Origin of the sequence: Bradyrhizobium sp. 31Argb (assembly GCF_043638955.1) — a bacterium.
GTDB lineage: Bacteria > Pseudomonadota > Alphaproteobacteria > Rhizobiales > Xanthobacteraceae > Bradyrhizobium.
In genome coordinates this window covers 1-16175 of sequence record NZ_JBEGDB010000180.1, presented here as the reverse complement: position 1 = coordinate 16175, position 16175 = coordinate 1, and the positions used below count along the sequence as shown (strand labels likewise).

The following is a 16175-nucleotide window of genomic DNA, read 5'->3' as shown; positions in this document are numbered from 1 at the left end:
GGTCCTCCTTGCCGACCAGTTGACCTGTTACCCATGTCGCCGGTCTATTCTGTTACCCATGTAGCCGGTCAGGACCGCTTCCACCTCTCTCCGCTGGGGAGAGGTGGCCCCGTAGCCCGGGTGGAGCGGAGCGCAACCCGGGGGCATTTGCGTCAGCGTCGGCGAGCGTTCCCGGGTTACGCTGCGCTTCACCCGGGCTACCGATCTTCGCCTTCCCGCTGGGGGGAGGTGAAGGGCGGCTTTGCCTCCGCAGGGCACCACGTGTTAATCGCATCCTCATGCCCGCCCCTGTCCTCCCCCTGATCGAAGCTGTCGCGCACTGGCCTGAACGTGGCGCGTTGATCGGGCTCGATCTTGGAACGAAGACCATCGGCGTCGCCGTCTCCGATCCCGATCGCCGGCTGGCTACTGGCGTCGAGACCATCCAGCGCAAGGCGTTCAAGGCCGACGCGGCACGGTTGATGGCGATCGCCGGCGAGCGCAACGTGGTCGGCTTCGTGCTTGGGCTTCCCATCAACATGGATGGCAGCGAGGGGCCGCGGGCGCAATCGACCCGCGCCTTTGCCCGCAACCTCTCCAACCTGACCACGCTCGCGATCGGGCTCTGGGATGAGCGGCTCTCGACGGCGGCGGTCGAACGCGAATTGATCGGCATGGATGTCAGCCGCGCCAGGCGCGCTGAAGTGATCGACGAGCACGCCGCGATCTTCATCCTGCAGGGCGCGCTGGATCGGCTGGCAAAATTGCGGGGCGAGCGCTGAAGCATGGCCGTCGTCATCGCGGCGCTGTTGCCGACATTCCTCTTGATCGTGCTCGGCTTCATCCTGAAGCGGACGCTACTCAAGCCGGAGACACAATGGCACGGCCTGGAACGGCTGACCTATTACGTGCTGTTCCCGGTGCTTTTGATCCAGACGCTGGTGAAGGCCGACCTGACAAAGGTGCCAATCGGCGGTGTCGGCGGCGCGCTGTTCCTCTCGGCGCTGGCGATGTCGCTATTGTGCCTCGCACTCCGCCCGCTGCTCGCACGCAGCGGCGTCGACGGCCCCGCCTTCACCTCGGTGTTCCAGGGCGCCACCCGCTGGCAGACCTATGTCGCGCTCGCGGTGTCAGGCAGTCTCTACGGCGATGTCGGGCTCGCGCTCGCCTCCGTCGCGATGGTCGCGATCATTCCGCTGGTTAATGTCTTCAGCGTCTCCGTGCTCGCACACTACGCCGCGCCGCAAAAGCAATCGGCCGGCACCATCGTGATGACGGTGGTGAAAAACCCACTGATCTGGGCCTGCGTCGTCGGGCTCCTCTTGAACGTGACCCACTTCCCACTGCCAAAGCTCTGGCATGACGTCGCCGACGCGCTCGGCCGCTCCTCGCTTGCGATCGGCCTGCTCGTCACCGGCGCCGGCCTGCACCTCGAAGGCATGTTCCGTCCGAGCCTCGCCGCCAGCGTCACGGTGTTCCTGAAGCTGATCGCCCTGCCCATGCTTGCTGTGACACTCGGGCTCGCGTTCGGGCTGTCCGGCCCGAGCCTTGTGATCGTCGCCGTCGGCTCGGCGGTACCCACTTCCTCTTCGGCCTATGTGCTCGCCCGCCAGATGGGCGGCGATGCGCCGCTGCTCGCCCAGATCATCACGCTGCAGACGATACTGGCGGCGATTACGATGCCCGTTATCATCGCGCTCGCGGCAAGCGGGCTTTAGATATAAGGCCCTATCAGGAAGAAGTAGACGGTGTTCATGGCTGAATGAAGCACCACCGTCAGCCAGGTTGAATTGCTGCGCCAACGAAGGTGGCCAAGCACAAGGCCCACGACGAAGATCTCCAGCCGTCCAAACCAATCATATTGAGTGTGGTACACGGCCCATACCGCGGAGGTCAGCACGATGGCCCCGATCGGACCAAGAAACGATTGCGACCAGCCACGGAACATGAAGCCGCGGAAGACAAACTCTTCGAGTATCGGCCCTGCAATGCAGCTGCCGATCAGCAAGGCGAGCAAACCGCTCGCGTCTCCGACGACGAGAAGCGGAGCAGCCGTAGGGTCTTGTGGGACGTCTTGGCCAACAGCATATGCGACGAAACTTTCGGCTACTAAGACCATCGTCACGATGGCCACGCCGCGCCACAGTTCGCCCGCACTCGGCCACTTCAACGCAAGATATTCCGCGAAATCTCTGCGGATCATTCGGATCGCAATCCACAACACGGCGACGGTAGCCGGAGCTGCCGCGATTGTGCCGGCGCCTTGCCAGCGCCCCTGCATCCACACCGCCTCAAATTGAGCTGGCGATAAGCCCGTCGTCCCCCCGTCCGTGGCCAGCATGATGCTGATGGTTAGTTGCCCTGCCAGAACGAACACGCCGGCAGCGATCAGACTGACAAACGTCGTCTCCATGAAGTCCCACGTTCGCGGCGAGACCGAGGTCGGCGATTTGGCATTTTCGAAGTCCGACATATCGATTTTTTCCGCGACAACGTCGCAGCGTGGGCTAAGCCTCTACCTAGCATGCCCGGCGATCATCCTGCCAGTAGGGTGCAAGCAGCTACGACTGCCCCGCCAGCCACAGCGTCTGCAGGGTCGCCGCAAGATTGTTCAGCCCATGCAGCACGATCGTGAGCCAGGTCGAATTAGAGCGGTAGCGCAGATAGCCGAACACGAGCCCGATCGAAAACACCTCGCTCAGGAAAAACCAGTCATATTGCAGATGCAGCAAGGTCCAGACCAGCGACGACAGCAGGATCGCGCCTGCGGGCCGCAGGGCCGTTTCCGACCAGCCGCGATAGAGGAAGCCGCGGGCGAAAAGCTCCTCCGATATCGGCGCGGCAACGCAGAACGCGACGACGAGCAGCCAAAGCGCGCCTTCGGCCTGCGCCGATTTCATCACCTCGCCCATGAAGCCCGGCGAGGATTCGCGGCCGAGCGCGCGCGAGACCAACTCCCACACGCCAGCCAATAACGCCAGCGCGGCCACGCCAATGGCGAAGTTCTTCCAGGAGGTCCAGCGCAGCGCGAGGTAATCGGCGAAGGAAATCCGGGTCGGACGGATCGCGATCCAGAGCGCCAGCAGCGCCCCTGGCAGTCCCGTGGTGACCGAGAGCGCAATCGTCCATCCACCGCCCAGAACCTGGATGGCGGACGCGACATCGGGCGCCTCCCGTTTCAGCATGAAGTAGATGACGACGGCGAGCTGCCCGAGGAACAAGCCGCCGAACACGAACAATCCCCAGAGCGTCGTACCCCAGAATTTCCACACCCGCGGTGGCAGTGGCGGTGGAGCTGTGGTCAACGGCGGATTTTCGGCACTAAGGACATCCATCAGCTAACTCTCGATCGAATGCGATCCTGCCTCCACAACGTCATGGCCGGGCTCGTCCCGGCCATCCACGTCCCTTTTCTCTGCGTGGCACGAGAGGCGTGGATGCCCGGGTCAAGCCCGGGCATGACGAGATGTGCGGCATTCAATGCGGCAGCGCCCGCTCCAGCAGCGCGCGCATGTCGCTCTCGGCAAGCTCCACGGCGCCGTACATGCCGGCGTGTGTGGTCGCGAGCCGTGTCGCCGCGAACCGTTCGGCGTGACGCGGCATCACGCCATTGAGCGCGGCGCTCGCGGCCAGCAGCGCCAGTCTCTCCACCGCAAGCCGCGCGACGCGCTCGCTGTCGGGCCTGCGGAACGCCTTGCTGATGAACGCAACCGCCTCGCTTGCGCCCGGCAGGCCCTGCGTCTCCCCCGACAATTCCTGCAGAATGGCCGCAGCCGCGTCGGCCTCGCGTGACAGCGCGCGCAGCACGTCGAGGCACATCACGTTGCCCGAGCCTTCCCAGATCGCATTGACCGGCGACTCCCGGTAATGCCGCGCCAGAATGCCCTCCTCGACATAGCCGTTGCCGCCGAGGCACTCCATCGCCTCGTAGAGGAATCCGGGCGCGCTCTTGCAGGTCCAGTATTTGATCGCGGGCGTGAGCAGCCGCATATAGGCCGCCTCCTTGGCGTCATCGGGCGTGCGGTCGAACGCGCGGCAGAGCCGCATCACCAGCGCGATCGAAGCCTCGACATGCAGCGCCATGTCCGACAGCACCGCCTGCATCAGCGGCTGATCGGCGAGATGCTTCTGGAACACGCTGCGATGGCGCGCATGATGCAGCGCATGCGCAAGCCCCGAGCGCATCAGCCCGGCGGAGGCGATCGCGCAATCCTGCCGGGTCAGTTGCACCATCTGGATGATGGTACGGATACCTTTGCCCTCCTCGCCGATCCGCTCGGCATAGGCGCCGTGGAATTCCACCTCCGACGACGCATTGGAGCGGTTGCCGAGCTTGTCCTTCAGGCGCTGGAAGTGGATGGCATTGACCGATCCGTCAGGCGCAAAGCGCGGCATGAAGAAGCAGCTCAGGCCCTCCTCGGCCTGCGCCAGCACCAGGAACGCGTCGCACATCGGCGCCGACATGAACCATTTGTGCCCGGTGATGCGGTACGCATCGCCATCGCGCGCCGCGCGCGTCATGTTGGCGCGCACATCGGTGCCGCCCTGCTTCTCGGTCATGCCCATGCCGAGCGTCATGCCGCGCTTCTCCCACCACGGCATGAAGCTCGGATCATAGGAACGCGTGGCGATCACCGGCATCGTCCTCGCCAGGAGATCCGGCTGCGAGGCCAGCGGGGCGACGACGGCGCGGGTCATCGTGATCGGGCAAAGATGCCCGGTCTCAACCTGCGCGGCGACATAGAATTTCGCTGCGCGCACCACCTCCGCCGCCCCGCCCGCGGGCTTGCCGTCCGTGGTCCAGGTCGAGTTGTGCACGCCGGCATGCGCGCTGTGCGCCATCAATTCGTGATAGGCCGGATGAAACTCGACCACATCGCGCCGGTTGCCGCGGGAGTCGAAGGTGCGCAGTTTCGGCGTGTTCTCATTGGCGATGCGGCCCCGCTCCGCCATCGCCGCCGAGCCCCAATGCTTGCCGAACTGTGCGAGTTCGCCCTGCGCCGAGCCGCCGCCATTGGCGGCCACCGCCGCCACCAGCGGCTTGTCGAGTGTGAACAGATCGACGTCCTCGAACGGTGGCGACTGGTTGAAGACCTCGTGGGTCGAGAAGATGGCTTGGGTCATGACGCTTCCTGAAAGCCGGAACTAAAGCATGATCCGGAAAAGTGCACACCGGTTTTCCGGAAAGATCATGCTCAAACAGGGAGCTAAAGCGGGATGACGATTCGAAGAAAAGTCATCACGCTTTAGCGGCGCGGCGGAATCGGGAAATCATAGGCCTGACCACCCGCGCCGGGCAGCGAAAAATGCCACCACTCCTTGGAATAGTTGACAAAGCCCTGTCGCGCCATCGCTGCGACGAGCATCCTGCGCCACCGACGCTGCGCCTGATTGATCGAGGGTGCGGCGGTATGCGCCTTGACGTCGGAGCAGTCATAGCCCGTGCCCATGTCGACGCTGCCTTCCGGGGCCCGCTTTTCTGCTGAGGCCGTGCAGTCGGCATAATCTCTTGCGGGATCGAACTTGCCGGAATTGTCGGCGGCAAGATCGACCAGCGTCAGGTCGAGCGCGGCCCCGGTCGAATGGCCGGAACGCGCAGCGATATAGCCGAGCCGGAACAGATCGGCCTTCCTGAACACCGGATTGTAGCGCTTGCCGGCGGCCGTCTCCTTGCCATCCCTGGACCACGCAACCATGTCGGCGACCGCCCGCGCCGGCCGATAGCAATCGAACATCTTCAGCGACAGCTTTTGTCCCGCGAGTTCCTGCTGCACGGCCCTCAACTTAAGCCCGACTTCGCGCTTCACCACGCACTCGCGCGCGCCGTAGCCCCTGAGTGGCCGGCCGACGAAATTGTTCGAGCTGGCATAGCGGATGTCCTGGATGATCGTCGGATCGATGTCGCGCAGGAACACGAAGCCGCCGGGCAATTGCTGCGCGCGGGCTACCGAAACCGAGGTGGCCGCCACGAGCGCAATCACAACAATTTTCACGATTGTCGCCCCATCGTCATGGCCGGGCTTGCCCGTCTTCGCTATCGCTTCGCCGGGCTTACACCAGAGTGCCCGGCGAAGCCTCGGCGTAGCCGGGTCCCGGCCATCCACGTCTTGTTCCGGAAGATGGAGCAAAGCAAGACGTGGATGCCCGGGACAAGCCCGGGCATGACGGCGAAAGATGCAGCGGCATCTAGCCGGGGATAACTCATCCACCCCCTATTCCCGCTTGCCCCGCCGGCCATCCCCGCCTATAGCTCTGGCTTTAATGACCCCATCATTGAAATCGACCTTTGTCCTCGGTCACCGGCACTTGCTGGGCATCGAGGGGCTTTCCGCCGCCGACATCACCGGGCTGCTCGACCTGTCCGAGGAATATGTCGAGCTCAACCGCCAGGTGGACAAGAAACGCGCATCCTTGCGCGGCCGCACCCAGGTCAACCTGTTCTTCGAGGCTTCGACCCGCACGCAATCCTCCTTCGAGATCGCGGGAAAAAGGCTGGGCGCCGACGTCATGAACATGTCGGTGTCCTCGTCCTCGATGCGCAAGGGCGAGACCTTGATGGACACCGCGGTGACGCTGAACGCGATGCATCCGGATATCCTGGTGGTGCGCCACCACGCCTCCGGCGCGGTGGAACTGCTGGCGCGCAAGGTTGACGGTTCCGTGATCAATGCCGGCGACGGCGCGCATGAGCATCCGACCCAGGCCCTGCTCGACGCGCTGACGATCCGCCGCAACAAGGGCCGGATCGAGGGGCTCGTGATCGCGATCTGCGGCGACGTCATGCATTCCCGCGTCGCGCGCTCCAACATCCTCCTGCTCAACACGATGGGCGCCCGCGTCCGCGTGGTCGCGCCCTCGACGCTTCTGCCGCGCGGCATCGAGCGGATGGGGGTCGAGGTCGCCCGCGACATGCGCGAGGGGCTTGACGGTGCCGACATCGTGATGATGCTTCGCCTGCAGCGCGAACGCATGAACGGCTCCTTCGTGCCGTCGTCGGGCGAATATTTCCAGTATTTCGGCCTCGACCAGAAGAAGCTGTCCTACGCCAAACCAGATGCGCTGGTGATGCATCCGGGGCCGATGAACCGCGGCGTCGAGATCGACTCGGCCGTGGCCGACGGCGCGCAGTCGGTCATCCGCGAACAAGTCGAAATGGGAGTGGCAGTGCGCATGGCGGTGCTGGAAGCGCTCGCCCGCAACCTGCCGAACGCGTGAGATCATGCTGACCGATCGTCGCCCAATCCTGCTTGCCAATGCCCGCGTCGTCGATCCCTCCCGCGATCTCGACGGGCCCGCCGACGTCCTGATCGCCGACGGCATGATCCGCGACTCCAAGCGCGGCATCGGCACAGCCGGCGTCCCTGAAGGCACCGACATCGTCAATTGCGCCGGCAAGATCGTCGCTCCCGGCCTGATCGACATGCGCGCCTTTGTCGGCGAGCCCGGCGCCAACCATCGCGAAACCTTTGCCTCGGCGAGTCTCGCCGCGGCTGCCGGCGGCATCACCACCATCATCTGCCAGCCGAACACCTCGCCCGTGATCGACAATTCGGCGACCGTCGATTTCGTGATGCGCCGCGCCCGCGACACCGCGATCGTCAACATCCATCCAATGGCGGCGCTGACCAAGGGCCTGCGCGGCGAGGAGATGACCGAGATCGGGCTGCTGAAGGCCGCCGGCGCGGTCGCCTTCACCGATGGCGACAAGAGCGTCACCAACGCGCAGGTGATGCGCCGCGCGCTGACTTATGCGCGCGACTTCGACGCGCTGATCGTGCATCACACCGAGGATCCCGACCTCGTCGGCGAAGGCGTGATGAACGAGGGCGAGTTCGCGACAAGGCTGGGGCTTGCCGGCATCCCGAACGCCGCCGAGTCGATCATGCTCGAGCGCGACGTGCGGCTCGCGGCGCTCACCGGCGGGCGCTATCACGCGGCCTCCCTCTCCACGGCGGAGTCGCTTGAGATCCTCAAACGCGCCCGCGATGCCGGCGCCGACGTCTCCGCCTCGGTCTCGATCAACCATGTCACGCTGAACGAGAACGACATCGGGCCTTACAGGACGTTCCTGAAACTGTCGCCGCCACTCCGCACCGAGGACGACCGCCAGGCATTGGTCGCCGCGCTGGCCTCCGGTCTCATCGACGTCATCATGTCCGACCACAATCCGCAGGACGTCGAGGTCAAGCGCCTGCCGTTCGCCGAGGCCGCTTTCGGCGCGGTCGGGCTGCAGACCATGCTGCCGGCGGGCCTGCGTTTGATCCATAATGGCGAGATGGATTTCAAGACCTTGATCCGCGCGATGTCGACCCGACCCGCCGAACTGCTGGGCCTGCCCGGCGGCTCGCTGCGCGCCGGTTCGCCGGCCGACGTGATCGTGATCGATCCGGAGACGCCCTGGGTGCTCGATCCCGTCGACCTCAAATCGCTTTGCAAGAACACGCCCTTCGACGAGGCCCGCTTCTCCGGCCGCGTCGTGCGCACCATTGTCAGCGGCCGGACGGTGTATGAACATGTCTAACACCCGCGGGAGCGCCGGCCATGTCCTCTGACGCCTTCCTGATCGTCGCCTTCCTGATCGGCTATCTGTTCGGCTCGGTCCCGTTCGGCCTGGTCCTGACGAAGATCGCCGGCACGCAGGATCTGCGCTCGATCGGCTCCGGCAATATCGGCGCCACCAACGTGCTGCGCACCGGGCGCAAGGGGCTTGCCGCCGCAACGCTGATCTTCGACATGCTGAAGGGCACGGCCGCGGTTGTGCTGTCGGGCTATCTCGGCGGCCCGAATGCGGCGATGGTGGCCGGGCTCGGCGCCTTCCTCGGCCATCTCTACCCGGTCTGGCTCGGATTCAAGGGCGGCAAGGGTGTTGCCACCTATATCGGCGTGCTGATCGGCCTGTTCTGGCCGGCTGCGGCCGTCTATGGCGCGGTCTGGCTCGCCACTGCCTTCACCACGCGCTATTCGTCGCTCTCGGCGCTGGTTGCGGCCGTCGTCACCCCGATCTTCCTGTGGTGGTTCGGGCACGCCGCACTCGCCGCGCTCGCCGCGGTGCTGGCGCTCATGCTGTTCTACACCCATCGCGAGAACATCAAGCGACTGCGAGCGGGAACCGAGGGGCGTATCGGCCAAAAGGCCTAGAATTCGCCATCAACCTGTTGAGGGCAGGTCACATCCGTTCGAAATTTGCGGGCGGCACTGGCGAACAGTGACGCAGGCTGTCATCCTGCGAGTCAACAAACGGCGTCATACGGTTGCGTCAGATAGACGGGATCGAACAGGATGGAATCGACGGAATGAGCGCGTCGTGTCCGGTGAGCACGTCCAGCGCGAGCGCCCTGCTCGCCGCCTCCGATATCTGGTCATTCTCCAAGGACACGCCGAGTGCCGTCAGTTCGGCAACCAAATCCAGCGTGGGAGCCGAGCGGCCTACCGCCCCGCCACCACCAGACGCCGTACTGAATATGCAATCGGCGCGGGCCGACCTGCCGGCACGCTCGCCGGTCGACAAGCCGAAAAAGACGGATGCGGGCGAATCGCTCGTCTGGCCCCCGCGAAAATTATCGCTGGCGCTGCAAGGCGGCGGCACCTTTGCCGCCTTCACCTGGGGCGCACTCGAGCGGCTCCTGGAAGAACCGGATTGCGCGTTCGACACCATCAGCGGCGCCAGCGCCGGCGCTGTCAACGCCGCGTTGTTCGCTTGCGGCCTGGTGGAAGGTGGCCGCGAAGGCGCGCGTGCCGCACTCAAGCGGTTCTGGATGCGGATCATGCATGAGGCCTCGTTCCGCTCGCTGATGCTGGTCGGAGGATTCTCGCCGGCGGGACGCTCGGTCGCGTTCGGGCCGACGCTGCGGTCCGGCCAGTTCGATCCGTTCGATCTCGATCCGCTGCGTCAGGCGCTGGCAAGAGACATCGATTTCACCGCGCTGCAGAGCCCCGCCTGCCCGAAACTTTTGGTCGCGGCGACGCGCGTCCGCGATGGCCGGCAGCAGGTCTTTAGCAATGCCGAGATCACCGCCGACGTGCTGCTCGCCTCGACCTGCCCGCCATTGATCCATTGCGCAGTCGAAATCGACGGCGAGTCCTATTGGGACGGCGGCTTTGGCGCCAATCCTCCGCTGGTTCGATTGGTGCAGGAATCCGAGACCTCCAACGTGCTGGTCGTCCAAGTCACGCCGGCGCGCGACAGCTATGTCCCGATCACACCCGCCGCGATCGATCGCCGTCTCGACCAGATCACGGCCAATTCCGTGCTCAATGCCGAGATCGCGGCGCTGGAATGGGCGCGCCCTGCCGCGGCCCCCTCGCTGCGGCTATTCCGGATCGCCGCGGAAGACGAGATCGACGGGCTCGCCCAGCGCAGCGCCACCGATCTCGGCCCGGGCTTCATTCGCCTCTTGCATCGGAGCGGCCGCAAGGCTGCCGAACGTTTCCTGGCGCAGGACGCCGGCTCCACGCGGATCGAGACGCCGCGCAAGTCACGCGTCGCCGAACCCGCGCTGCTATAGTTTCGCCAGCGCCGTCTCGACAAAGCGCGCAGCCGCCAGCGCCTTGGCGTCGGCGCCGAACGGCGCGATCACCTGCACGCCGACAGGCAAATTGCCCTCGGCGACATAAGCGGGCACGTTGACGCAGGGAACGCCCATCAGCGTCCACAGCCGGTTGTAGCGGGGATCGCCGGTCGACGAGAGTCCCTTCGGCGCGGCGCCGGGCGCCGACAGGGTCAGCAGCACGTCGACATCCCCAAACGACTGCGCGAGAGCCTGCCGCGCACGGCCGGCGATATCGATCGCGTCGTCATATTGAGCGGCGGTCACATCCCTGCTCTCGTCGAGGCGGCCGCGCAGCAATGGCGGCATCGCGTCATAGTTCTCGCCATATTCCCAGGCGAACGACCGATGCGCTTCAAAGTCCTGTACCACCGGATGAATGCGCCAGGCCTCCGCGACGATCTCAGACAATGGCAGCGCACGAACCGAAGCGCCGGCGCGCTCGGCCGCCTGCCCCGCGATCCGTAATGCCTCCGCGCCTGACGCATCAGGTGCACCGGCAAAGTCCTGCGTCACGATGCCGATCCGCGGCGTTGCGATCGTGTCCGGCAATAGCAGCGCCGGCCGGCCCGTCATCGCCGCCAGCGCCACCGCGAGGTCGCTTACGCCAGCCGCGAACAGGCCGACGGTATCGAGCGTCCAGGAGAAGCATTTGACGCCGACGGTCGGCAGCAGCCGGTAGGACGGCTTGATCGCAGCGACGCCGCAAAACGACGCCGGCCGGATCACCGAGCCTGCCGTCTGCGTCCCCAGCGCCAGCGGAATCATCCCGGCTGCGACGGCAGCGGCCGATCCGGCTGACGATCCGCCCGGCGTGTGGCCATGATTGCGCGGATTGAGCGTCGCCGTCGGATCGTTGGCGGCAAACGCCGTCGTCGTGGTCTTGCCGACAATGGTGGCGCCGGCCTGCTTCAGCATCATCACGACAGACGCATCGGCGCGCGGACGATTTCCGCGATAGATCGCAGCCCCCATCTCGGTCGGGAAATCCGCAGTGTCGATGATATCCTTGATACCCACCGCAATACCACGCAACGGTCCCGACGCCTGCGCACGCGGATTCTCCGCTCGCGACACAAAGGCGCCGATCGTCTTTTCCTCTGCATCGATCGCCGCGAGCGATTGGGCGAGCGCTGCGTCGGGCAAGAGTTCGCCCTGCTCGATGTGACGGGTGAGTTCGGCGAGCGAGATCATCGGGAATTTCCTCCCTTCATTGGTTGGATTGCTTTTACGGGCCGCCTCGCGATCGGGCAAGGCGCGCCCGCGAATGGCTCATCCCCGGGGACCGTTGCCTGCGCGCTGCGGTTGATCCATGCTGGCGCCATGCACGACCGCACGCCAAAGCACGAACTCACCGATTCCGAACGCCTCGACCGCCTGCGGCTGATCCGCTCGGAGAATGTCGGGCCGCGCACCTTTCGCTCGCTCCTCAACCATTTCGGCGACGCGCACACCGCGCTGGAGCACCTTCCTGAGATGGCGCGCCGTGGCGGCGGTGGCGGTGCGGGACGCATCTGCACGGTCGAGGAGGCAAAGGCCGAGCTTGCGGCCTGCAAGAAGCACGGCGTCAGCCTGGTCGCACCTAGCGAAGCCGCCTATCCGGCGCGGCTTGCCACGATCGATGACGCGCCGCCGCTATTGGCCGTGCGCGGCGCGCTTGACGTGCTGGCGCGGCCGATGATCGCAATCGTCGGCTCGCGCAACGCCTCAGGTGCCGGGTTGAAATTCGCCAGTACCCTCGCCCACGATCTCGGCGATGCCGGCTTCGTCGTGATTTCCGGCCTTGCCCGCGGCATCGACCAGGCCGCCCATCGCGCCACCGTCGAGACCGGCACAGTCGCGGTGCTCGCCGGCGGCCATGACAGGATCTATCCGCCCGAGCATGAAGACCTGCTCGCGGCCTTGCTCGAACAAGGTGCTGCGATCTCCGAAATGCCGCTCGGCCATGTCCCGCGCGCCCGCGACTTCCCTCGCCGCAACCGCCTGATCTCGGGGGCCTCGCTTGGCGTCGTCATCGTCGAAGCCGCGCACCGCTCGGGCTCGCTGATCACCGCGCGCATGGCGGCAGAACAGGGCCGCGAGGTGTTCGCCGTGCCCGGCTCCCCGCTCGATCCGCGCGCTGCCGGCACCAACGATCTGATCAAGCAGGGCGCAGCGCTCGTGACCAGCGCGAGCGACATCATCAACGCGGTCCAGCCGATCATGGAGCGGCCGCTCGCGCTCGCTGCACGCGAAAGCGACGACGAGCCGCTTGATTTCGACACCGACCCGAGCGAGCGCGAACGCATCGTCGCGTTGCTCGGCCCGAGCCCGGTCAGCCTGGACGACCTGATCCGGATGTCGGGCCTGTCAGCCACCATCGTTCGCACGGTGCTGCTGGAGCTTGAGCTCGCCGGCCGCCTCGAACGCCACGGCGGTGGATTGGTGTCGCTGGTCTGAAGCGACCTCTCGTAGCCCGGGTGGAGCGCAGCGCAACCCGGGACCGCTCTCACCGTTGACACAGATGCCCCGGGTTACGCTTGCGCTTCACCCGGGCTACGAATTCAATCTCTTCATCCGCGATCGTTCCGCGCATCGAACTCGCCTCGCGCGCGCTCGATCTCGGGCAAATGCTCGAACGCCCATTGTCCCAGCGCCTGCACCGGCTTCGCCAGCCCGCGGCCGAGATCGGTCAGCTCATAGTCGACCCGCGGCGGAATGGTCGGAAACACGGTGCGCGTGACGAGCCCGTCGCGCTCCAGCCCGCGCAGCGTCAGGGTCAGCATCCGCTGCGAGATGCCACCGATCGTACGCTTGAGCTCGTTGAACCGGCGTGGGCCGTTGCCGAGCAGCATGATGACGAGCACGCTCCATTTGTCGCCGACCCGCGCCAGCACCGAGGCCACGCCACGGCAGTCGCCACTGGTATGCGGGATCGGTTCCAGGACAGGCACATGGATGTGCTCGGGTTTCACTGATGTGCTCCGGTTAGAAAAATGTGCGTTCTTGCGGGCTTTTGCCACGGTCACTCATATAGCGCCAGTTACAAACCTATACCAAAGGGTGACACCAACCATGAAACTCCTGCATCTCGACTCCAGCGTGCTGGGCCCCCACTCCGTCAGCCGTCAGGTCTCCGCCGCCATCGTCGACCGGCTGCGCAAGACCCATCCCGGCATCGACGTCGCCTATCGCGACCTGACGACGACACCGCTCGCCCACCTCTCGGGTTCCCATCTGGCCGCGAGCCAGGGCGCCGCTCCGGATGCCTTGCTGCAGCCGGACATCGCCGCGGGCCAGCAGATGCTGGAGGAGTTTCTCGCCGCCGACATCGTCGTGCTCGGCGCGCCCATGTACAATTTCACCATCCCGAGCCAGCTCAAGGCCTGGATCGATCGCATCCTGGTTGCCGGCAAGACGTTCAAGTACGGCGCCGCCGGCGTCGAGGGCCTCGCCGGCAACAAGCGCGTCATCGTCGCGATCTCGCGCGGCGGCTTCTACGGCCCGGGCACGCCAGCCGCCGTCGGCGAGCATCTGGAGACCTATTTGCGCTGGGTGTTCGGCTTCATCGGAATCACGAAGCCCGAATTCATCTCCGCCGACGGAATCCAGGTCGGGCCGGAGCATCGGGAAAAGGCTGTCTCAGGCGCGCTGCAAGCCGCTGGTAATCTCACCGCGGCGTAACGACATCGATCTACACCATGGCCAGCGTCCACCGGCCATGGTGTAGCAGCTAATGCCAGACGCCCTGCACGTCGCAAATCACGGCGACGAACGAAATCAGCATGCCGATCCCGCAAAACAGCGCGATTGAAGCAAATTGCGCGTCGGCTGAATCCTGCGGGATGCGCGAAAGTGGGGCAGAGCGACGGGTGCGGATGACTGTCGGCATTGCTGCTCTCCAGTTCCAATAAGCCAAGGAAGGTCCCTGCCTATAAGACTGTCTTGGCAGCACGACGAAGGTTCAACGACTCATGCCCGGCCCGGTGAGACAAGGCGTCACGTGAACCGGCACCGCCGGCGGCAACGGCTTGCCGTCGCTCTGACCGGATCGCCACTCACTGCCGCGGGCTCTGCTCCCGATAGATCGGAGCGCCGGCGGGCAAAGCAGTTGCGCCGCCATCGACGAACAGTTCCTGCCCCTGGATGTGGGCGGAATCGTCGGAAGCCAGGAACAGCACCGTTTTCGAGATGTGGTCGGGTTCGCCGAGCCCGCGCAGTGGCGTCGATCTGGCGATGCGCGCCTCGAAGGCCTTTTCTGCTTCAGGCGTTGCCGTCGCGGCACCCAGATCGGCGTGCGGATGGCGCCGGGCGAGATGACATTGACGCGGATGTTGCGGGGCGACAGTTCGGAAGCCATCACGCGCGCCATCGCGCGCACGCCGCCCTTGCTGGCGGCATAGGCCGAATAGCCTGGATTTCCCTGCACCGAGATCACGGAGCCGTTGAGGACGACCGAAGCGCCGTCATTGAGATGCGGCAGGGCCGCCTGCACCGTGAAGAACACGCCCGTCAGATTGGTGCGGATCACCTGCTCGAACGCCGCGAGCGTCGTACCACCGAGCGGGGTTTGACCGGGAATGCCGGCATTGGCGAAGACGATATCGAGCTTGCCGAACTTCTTCGCGGCCAGCGCGACTGCAGCTTCCATTGCCGCGACATCGGTGGCATCGGCGACGATCGCGAGCGCATTCGGCCCCAATTCCTGCGCGGCCGCTTCCAGCGTCGCCTGGTTCCGCCCGGTGATGGCAACCTTGGCGCCTTCCTGAACGAACAGACGTGCGGTCGCAAGACCGATGCCGCTGTTGCCTCCTGTGATCAACGCCGTCTTGTTCGCCAGTCTCACGATAGCCTCCAGTGGTTGCATGATTAAACCTCCTTGGACAACTAGGCGATCTGGTTTTATAATGCAACTACACAAGCCTGTGATGCATTTCGGCGGAGATCTTGATGGTGAAGCGGACAAGCCTTGAGGGCGCGGAATGCCCGATCGCGCGCTCGCTGGATGTGCTGGGCGACTGGTGGTCGCTCTTAATCATCCGCGATGCACTGCTGGGCCACCGCCGCTTCGGCGAATTCCAGAAGAGCCTGGGGCTCGCGAGGAACATCCTCACCGTGCGACTGCGCGCGCTGGTGGACCAGGGCATCCTGGAATTGGCGCCCGCCTCCGACGGCAGCGCCTATCAGGAATATGCGCTGACCCCAAAGGGTTTTGGGGTCTTCCCGATCCTGGTGGCGCTCCGGCAGTGGAGCGAGGAATTCGACGATCATCCGGAACAGATCGGCACCACCATGGTCGACCGCGAGAACGGCAAGCCGGTGAAAAAACTCGCGCTCTCTTCGCAGGACGGCCGGCTGCTCTCGTTCGCCGACATCACCCTGAAGCGCGGCGCGCCCAAGCGCGCGAAACGGGCTTCCGCCGTCATTCCGGGGCGCGCGTAGCGCGAGCCCGGAATCCATCGGGCCGCAAGCGCAAGTGGGGAAATGGATTCCGGGCTCGCCGCTTCGCGGCGCCCCGGAATGACGGGAGAAAATTCGTTTGCAATTCCAACGTGATTTGCCTCGTCCACCCCTGCCGCAAAAAACATTCCGGTTCCGCCGTCGGGCAAATCAGTGATTTAACTCCGCGCGTCTCACCCGAATGAGGGGCGGCTCGCGATCGTCACGAAC

Annotated in this window: 16 protein-coding genes and 1 pseudogene; 9 read left to right on the top strand and 8 right to left on the bottom strand. The window is 65.2% G+C overall.

Going from position 1 to position 16175, the window contains the following annotated elements:
* Nucleotides 1-278 precede the first annotated feature (278 nt).
* Together ruvX and AAFX91_RS27885 are read left to right on the top strand one after the other, a co-directional pair.
* Nucleotides 279-761, top strand: coding sequence for a Holliday junction resolvase RuvX (gene ruvX, locus AAFX91_RS27890; RefSeq protein WP_130579602.1), 483 nt, complete (start codon nucleotides 279-281; stop codon nucleotides 759-761).
* A gap of 3 nt (nucleotides 762-764) precedes the next feature.
* Nucleotides 765-1697 (top strand): AEC family transporter, encoded by a 933-nt coding sequence (locus tag AAFX91_RS27885; protein WP_130579601.1) that lies wholly within the window; start codon nucleotides 765-767, stop codon nucleotides 1695-1697.
* On the opposite strand, the gene AAFX91_RS27880 is transcribed toward AAFX91_RS27885, so the two are convergent.
* The 4 genes from AAFX91_RS27880 to AAFX91_RS27865 form a co-directional block, all read right to left on the bottom strand.
* Entirely contained in the window at nucleotides 1694-2452 is a 759-nt protein-coding gene (locus AAFX91_RS27880; RefSeq protein WP_245476314.1) for a CPBP family intramembrane glutamic endopeptidase, read from the bottom strand. The genes AAFX91_RS27885 and AAFX91_RS27880 overlap by 4 nt on opposite strands.
* Before the next feature lie 88 nt (nucleotides 2453-2540).
* Nucleotides 2541-3314 carry a CPBP family intramembrane glutamic endopeptidase gene (locus tag AAFX91_RS27875; RefSeq protein ID WP_130579600.1) on the bottom strand — a complete coding sequence of 258 codons (774 nt, stop codon included), beginning with the start codon at nucleotides 3312-3314 and terminating at the stop codon, nucleotides 2541-2543.
* A gap of 142 nt (nucleotides 3315-3456) precedes the next feature.
* Nucleotides 3457-5103, bottom strand: coding sequence for an acyl-CoA dehydrogenase family protein (locus tag AAFX91_RS27870; RefSeq protein WP_394568766.1), 1647 nt, complete (start codon nucleotides 5101-5103; stop codon nucleotides 3457-3459).
* 122 nt (nucleotides 5104-5225) lie between these two features.
* On the bottom strand, nucleotides 5226-5972 hold the full coding sequence (locus AAFX91_RS27865) for a M15 family metallopeptidase (protein WP_394568765.1): 747 nt from the start codon (nucleotides 5970-5972) through the stop codon (nucleotides 5226-5228).
* A 268-nt stretch (nucleotides 5973-6240) separates the two neighbouring features.
* Here AAFX91_RS27865 and AAFX91_RS27860 point away from each other — a divergent pair, with 268 nt between their 5' ends.
* The 4 genes from AAFX91_RS27860 (at nucleotide 6241) to AAFX91_RS27845 (ending at nucleotide 10484) form a co-directional block, all read left to right on the top strand.
* Nucleotides 6241-7194 (top strand): aspartate carbamoyltransferase catalytic subunit, encoded by a 954-nt coding sequence (locus AAFX91_RS27860; RefSeq protein ID WP_130579598.1) that lies wholly within the window; start codon nucleotides 6241-6243, stop codon nucleotides 7192-7194.
* Between the two features lie 4 nt (nucleotides 7195-7198).
* Nucleotides 7199-8500: a dihydroorotase gene (locus tag AAFX91_RS27855; RefSeq protein ID WP_130579597.1), complete on the top strand. Its 1302-nt coding sequence runs from the start codon at nucleotides 7199-7201 to the stop codon at nucleotides 8498-8500.
* Between the two features lie 20 nt (nucleotides 8501-8520).
* Nucleotides 8521-9117 (top strand): glycerol-3-phosphate 1-O-acyltransferase PlsY, encoded by a 597-nt coding sequence (gene plsY / locus AAFX91_RS27850; protein ID WP_130579596.1) that lies wholly within the window; start codon nucleotides 8521-8523, stop codon nucleotides 9115-9117.
* A 155-nt stretch (nucleotides 9118-9272) separates the two neighbouring features.
* A complete protein-coding gene (locus AAFX91_RS27845; protein ID WP_394568764.1) occupies nucleotides 9273-10484 on the top strand; it encodes a patatin-like phospholipase family protein in 1212 nt (403 codons plus the stop codon).
* On the opposite strand, the gene AAFX91_RS27840 is transcribed toward AAFX91_RS27845, so the two are convergent.
* The gene (locus AAFX91_RS27840; protein WP_394568763.1) at nucleotides 10479-11720 is read right to left on the bottom strand and encodes an amidase; all 1242 of its coding nucleotides are present in this window, start codon (nucleotides 11718-11720) and stop codon (nucleotides 10479-10481) included. The genes AAFX91_RS27845 and AAFX91_RS27840 overlap by 6 nt on opposite strands.
* A gap of 129 nt (nucleotides 11721-11849) precedes the next feature.
* Here AAFX91_RS27840 and dprA point away from each other — a divergent pair, with 129 nt between their 5' ends.
* Nucleotides 11850-12965: a DNA-processing protein DprA gene (dprA, locus tag AAFX91_RS27835; protein WP_130579593.1), complete on the top strand. Its 1116-nt coding sequence runs from the start codon at nucleotides 11850-11852 to the stop codon at nucleotides 12963-12965.
* Between the two features lie 113 nt (nucleotides 12966-13078).
* Here the strand turns inward: dprA and AAFX91_RS27830 are convergent, their stop codons facing one another.
* Nucleotides 13079-13480, bottom strand: coding sequence for a helix-turn-helix domain-containing protein (locus AAFX91_RS27830; protein ID WP_130579592.1), 402 nt, complete (start codon nucleotides 13478-13480; stop codon nucleotides 13079-13081).
* 100 nt (nucleotides 13481-13580) lie between these two features.
* On the opposite strand from AAFX91_RS27830, the gene AAFX91_RS27825 reads away from it, so the two are divergent.
* Nucleotides 13581-14189: an FMN-dependent NADH-azoreductase gene (locus AAFX91_RS27825; RefSeq protein ID WP_130579591.1), complete on the top strand. Its 609-nt coding sequence runs from the start codon at nucleotides 13581-13583 to the stop codon at nucleotides 14187-14189.
* Nucleotides 14190-14238: 49 nt separating this feature from the next.
* Here AAFX91_RS27825 and AAFX91_RS27820 read toward each other — a convergent pair whose 3' ends face one another.
* On the bottom strand, nucleotides 14239-14397 hold the full coding sequence (locus AAFX91_RS27820) for a hypothetical protein (protein ID WP_165421163.1): 159 nt from the start codon (nucleotides 14395-14397) through the stop codon (nucleotides 14239-14241).
* A gap of 166 nt (nucleotides 14398-14563) precedes the next feature.
* Nucleotides 14564-15351 (bottom strand): annotated as a pseudogene (locus tag AAFX91_RS27815) (SDR family NAD(P)-dependent oxidoreductase).
* A gap of 104 nt (nucleotides 15352-15455) precedes the next feature.
* On the opposite strand from AAFX91_RS27815, the gene AAFX91_RS27810 reads away from it, so the two are divergent.
* A complete protein-coding gene (locus AAFX91_RS27810; protein ID WP_130579589.1) occupies nucleotides 15456-15947 on the top strand; it encodes a helix-turn-helix domain-containing protein in 492 nt (163 codons plus the stop codon).
* The last annotated feature ends 228 nt before the right edge of the window (nucleotides 15948-16175 follow it).

Excerpts from the sequence above, each read along its gene's own strand:
- AAFX91_RS27845 (WP_394568764.1), top strand. The coding sequence starts at position 9,273 with ATGAGCGCGTCGTGTCCGGTGAGCACGTCCAGCGCGAGCGCCCTGCTC.
- AAFX91_RS27810 (WP_130579589.1), top strand. The coding sequence starts at position 15,456 with ATGGTGAAGCGGACAAGCCTTGAGGGCGCGGAATGCCCGATCGCGCGC.
- ruvX (WP_130579602.1), top strand. The coding sequence starts at position 279 with ATGCCCGCCCCTGTCCTCCCCCTGATCGAAGCTGTCGCGCACTGGCCT.
- AAFX91_RS27880 (WP_245476314.1), bottom strand. The coding sequence starts at position 2,452 with ATGTCGGACTTCGAAAATGCCAAATCGCCGACCTCGGTCTCGCCGCGA.
- AAFX91_RS27855 (WP_130579597.1), top strand. The coding sequence starts at position 7,199 with ATGCTGACCGATCGTCGCCCAATCCTGCTTGCCAATGCCCGCGTCGTC.
- AAFX91_RS27820 (WP_165421163.1), bottom strand. The coding sequence starts at position 14,397 with ATGCCGACAGTCATCCGCACCCGTCGCTCTGCCCCACTTTCGCGCATC.
- plsY (WP_130579596.1), top strand. The coding sequence starts at position 8,521 with ATGTCCTCTGACGCCTTCCTGATCGTCGCCTTCCTGATCGGCTATCTG.
- AAFX91_RS27870 (WP_394568766.1), bottom strand. The coding sequence starts at position 5,103 with ATGACCCAAGCCATCTTCTCGACCCACGAGGTCTTCAACCAGTCGCCA.
- AAFX91_RS27860 (WP_130579598.1), top strand. The coding sequence starts at position 6,241 with ATGACCCCATCATTGAAATCGACCTTTGTCCTCGGTCACCGGCACTTG.
- AAFX91_RS27825 (WP_130579591.1), top strand. The coding sequence starts at position 13,581 with ATGAAACTCCTGCATCTCGACTCCAGCGTGCTGGGCCCCCACTCCGTC.
- AAFX91_RS27840 (WP_394568763.1), bottom strand. The coding sequence starts at position 11,720 with ATGATCTCGCTCGCCGAACTCACCCGTCACATCGAGCAGGGCGAACTC.
- AAFX91_RS27875 (WP_130579600.1), bottom strand. The coding sequence starts at position 3,314 with ATGGATGTCCTTAGTGCCGAAAATCCGCCGTTGACCACAGCTCCACCG.
- AAFX91_RS27885 (WP_130579601.1), top strand. The coding sequence starts at position 765 with ATGGCCGTCGTCATCGCGGCGCTGTTGCCGACATTCCTCTTGATCGTG.
- dprA (WP_130579593.1), top strand. The coding sequence starts at position 11,850 with ATGCACGACCGCACGCCAAAGCACGAACTCACCGATTCCGAACGCCTC.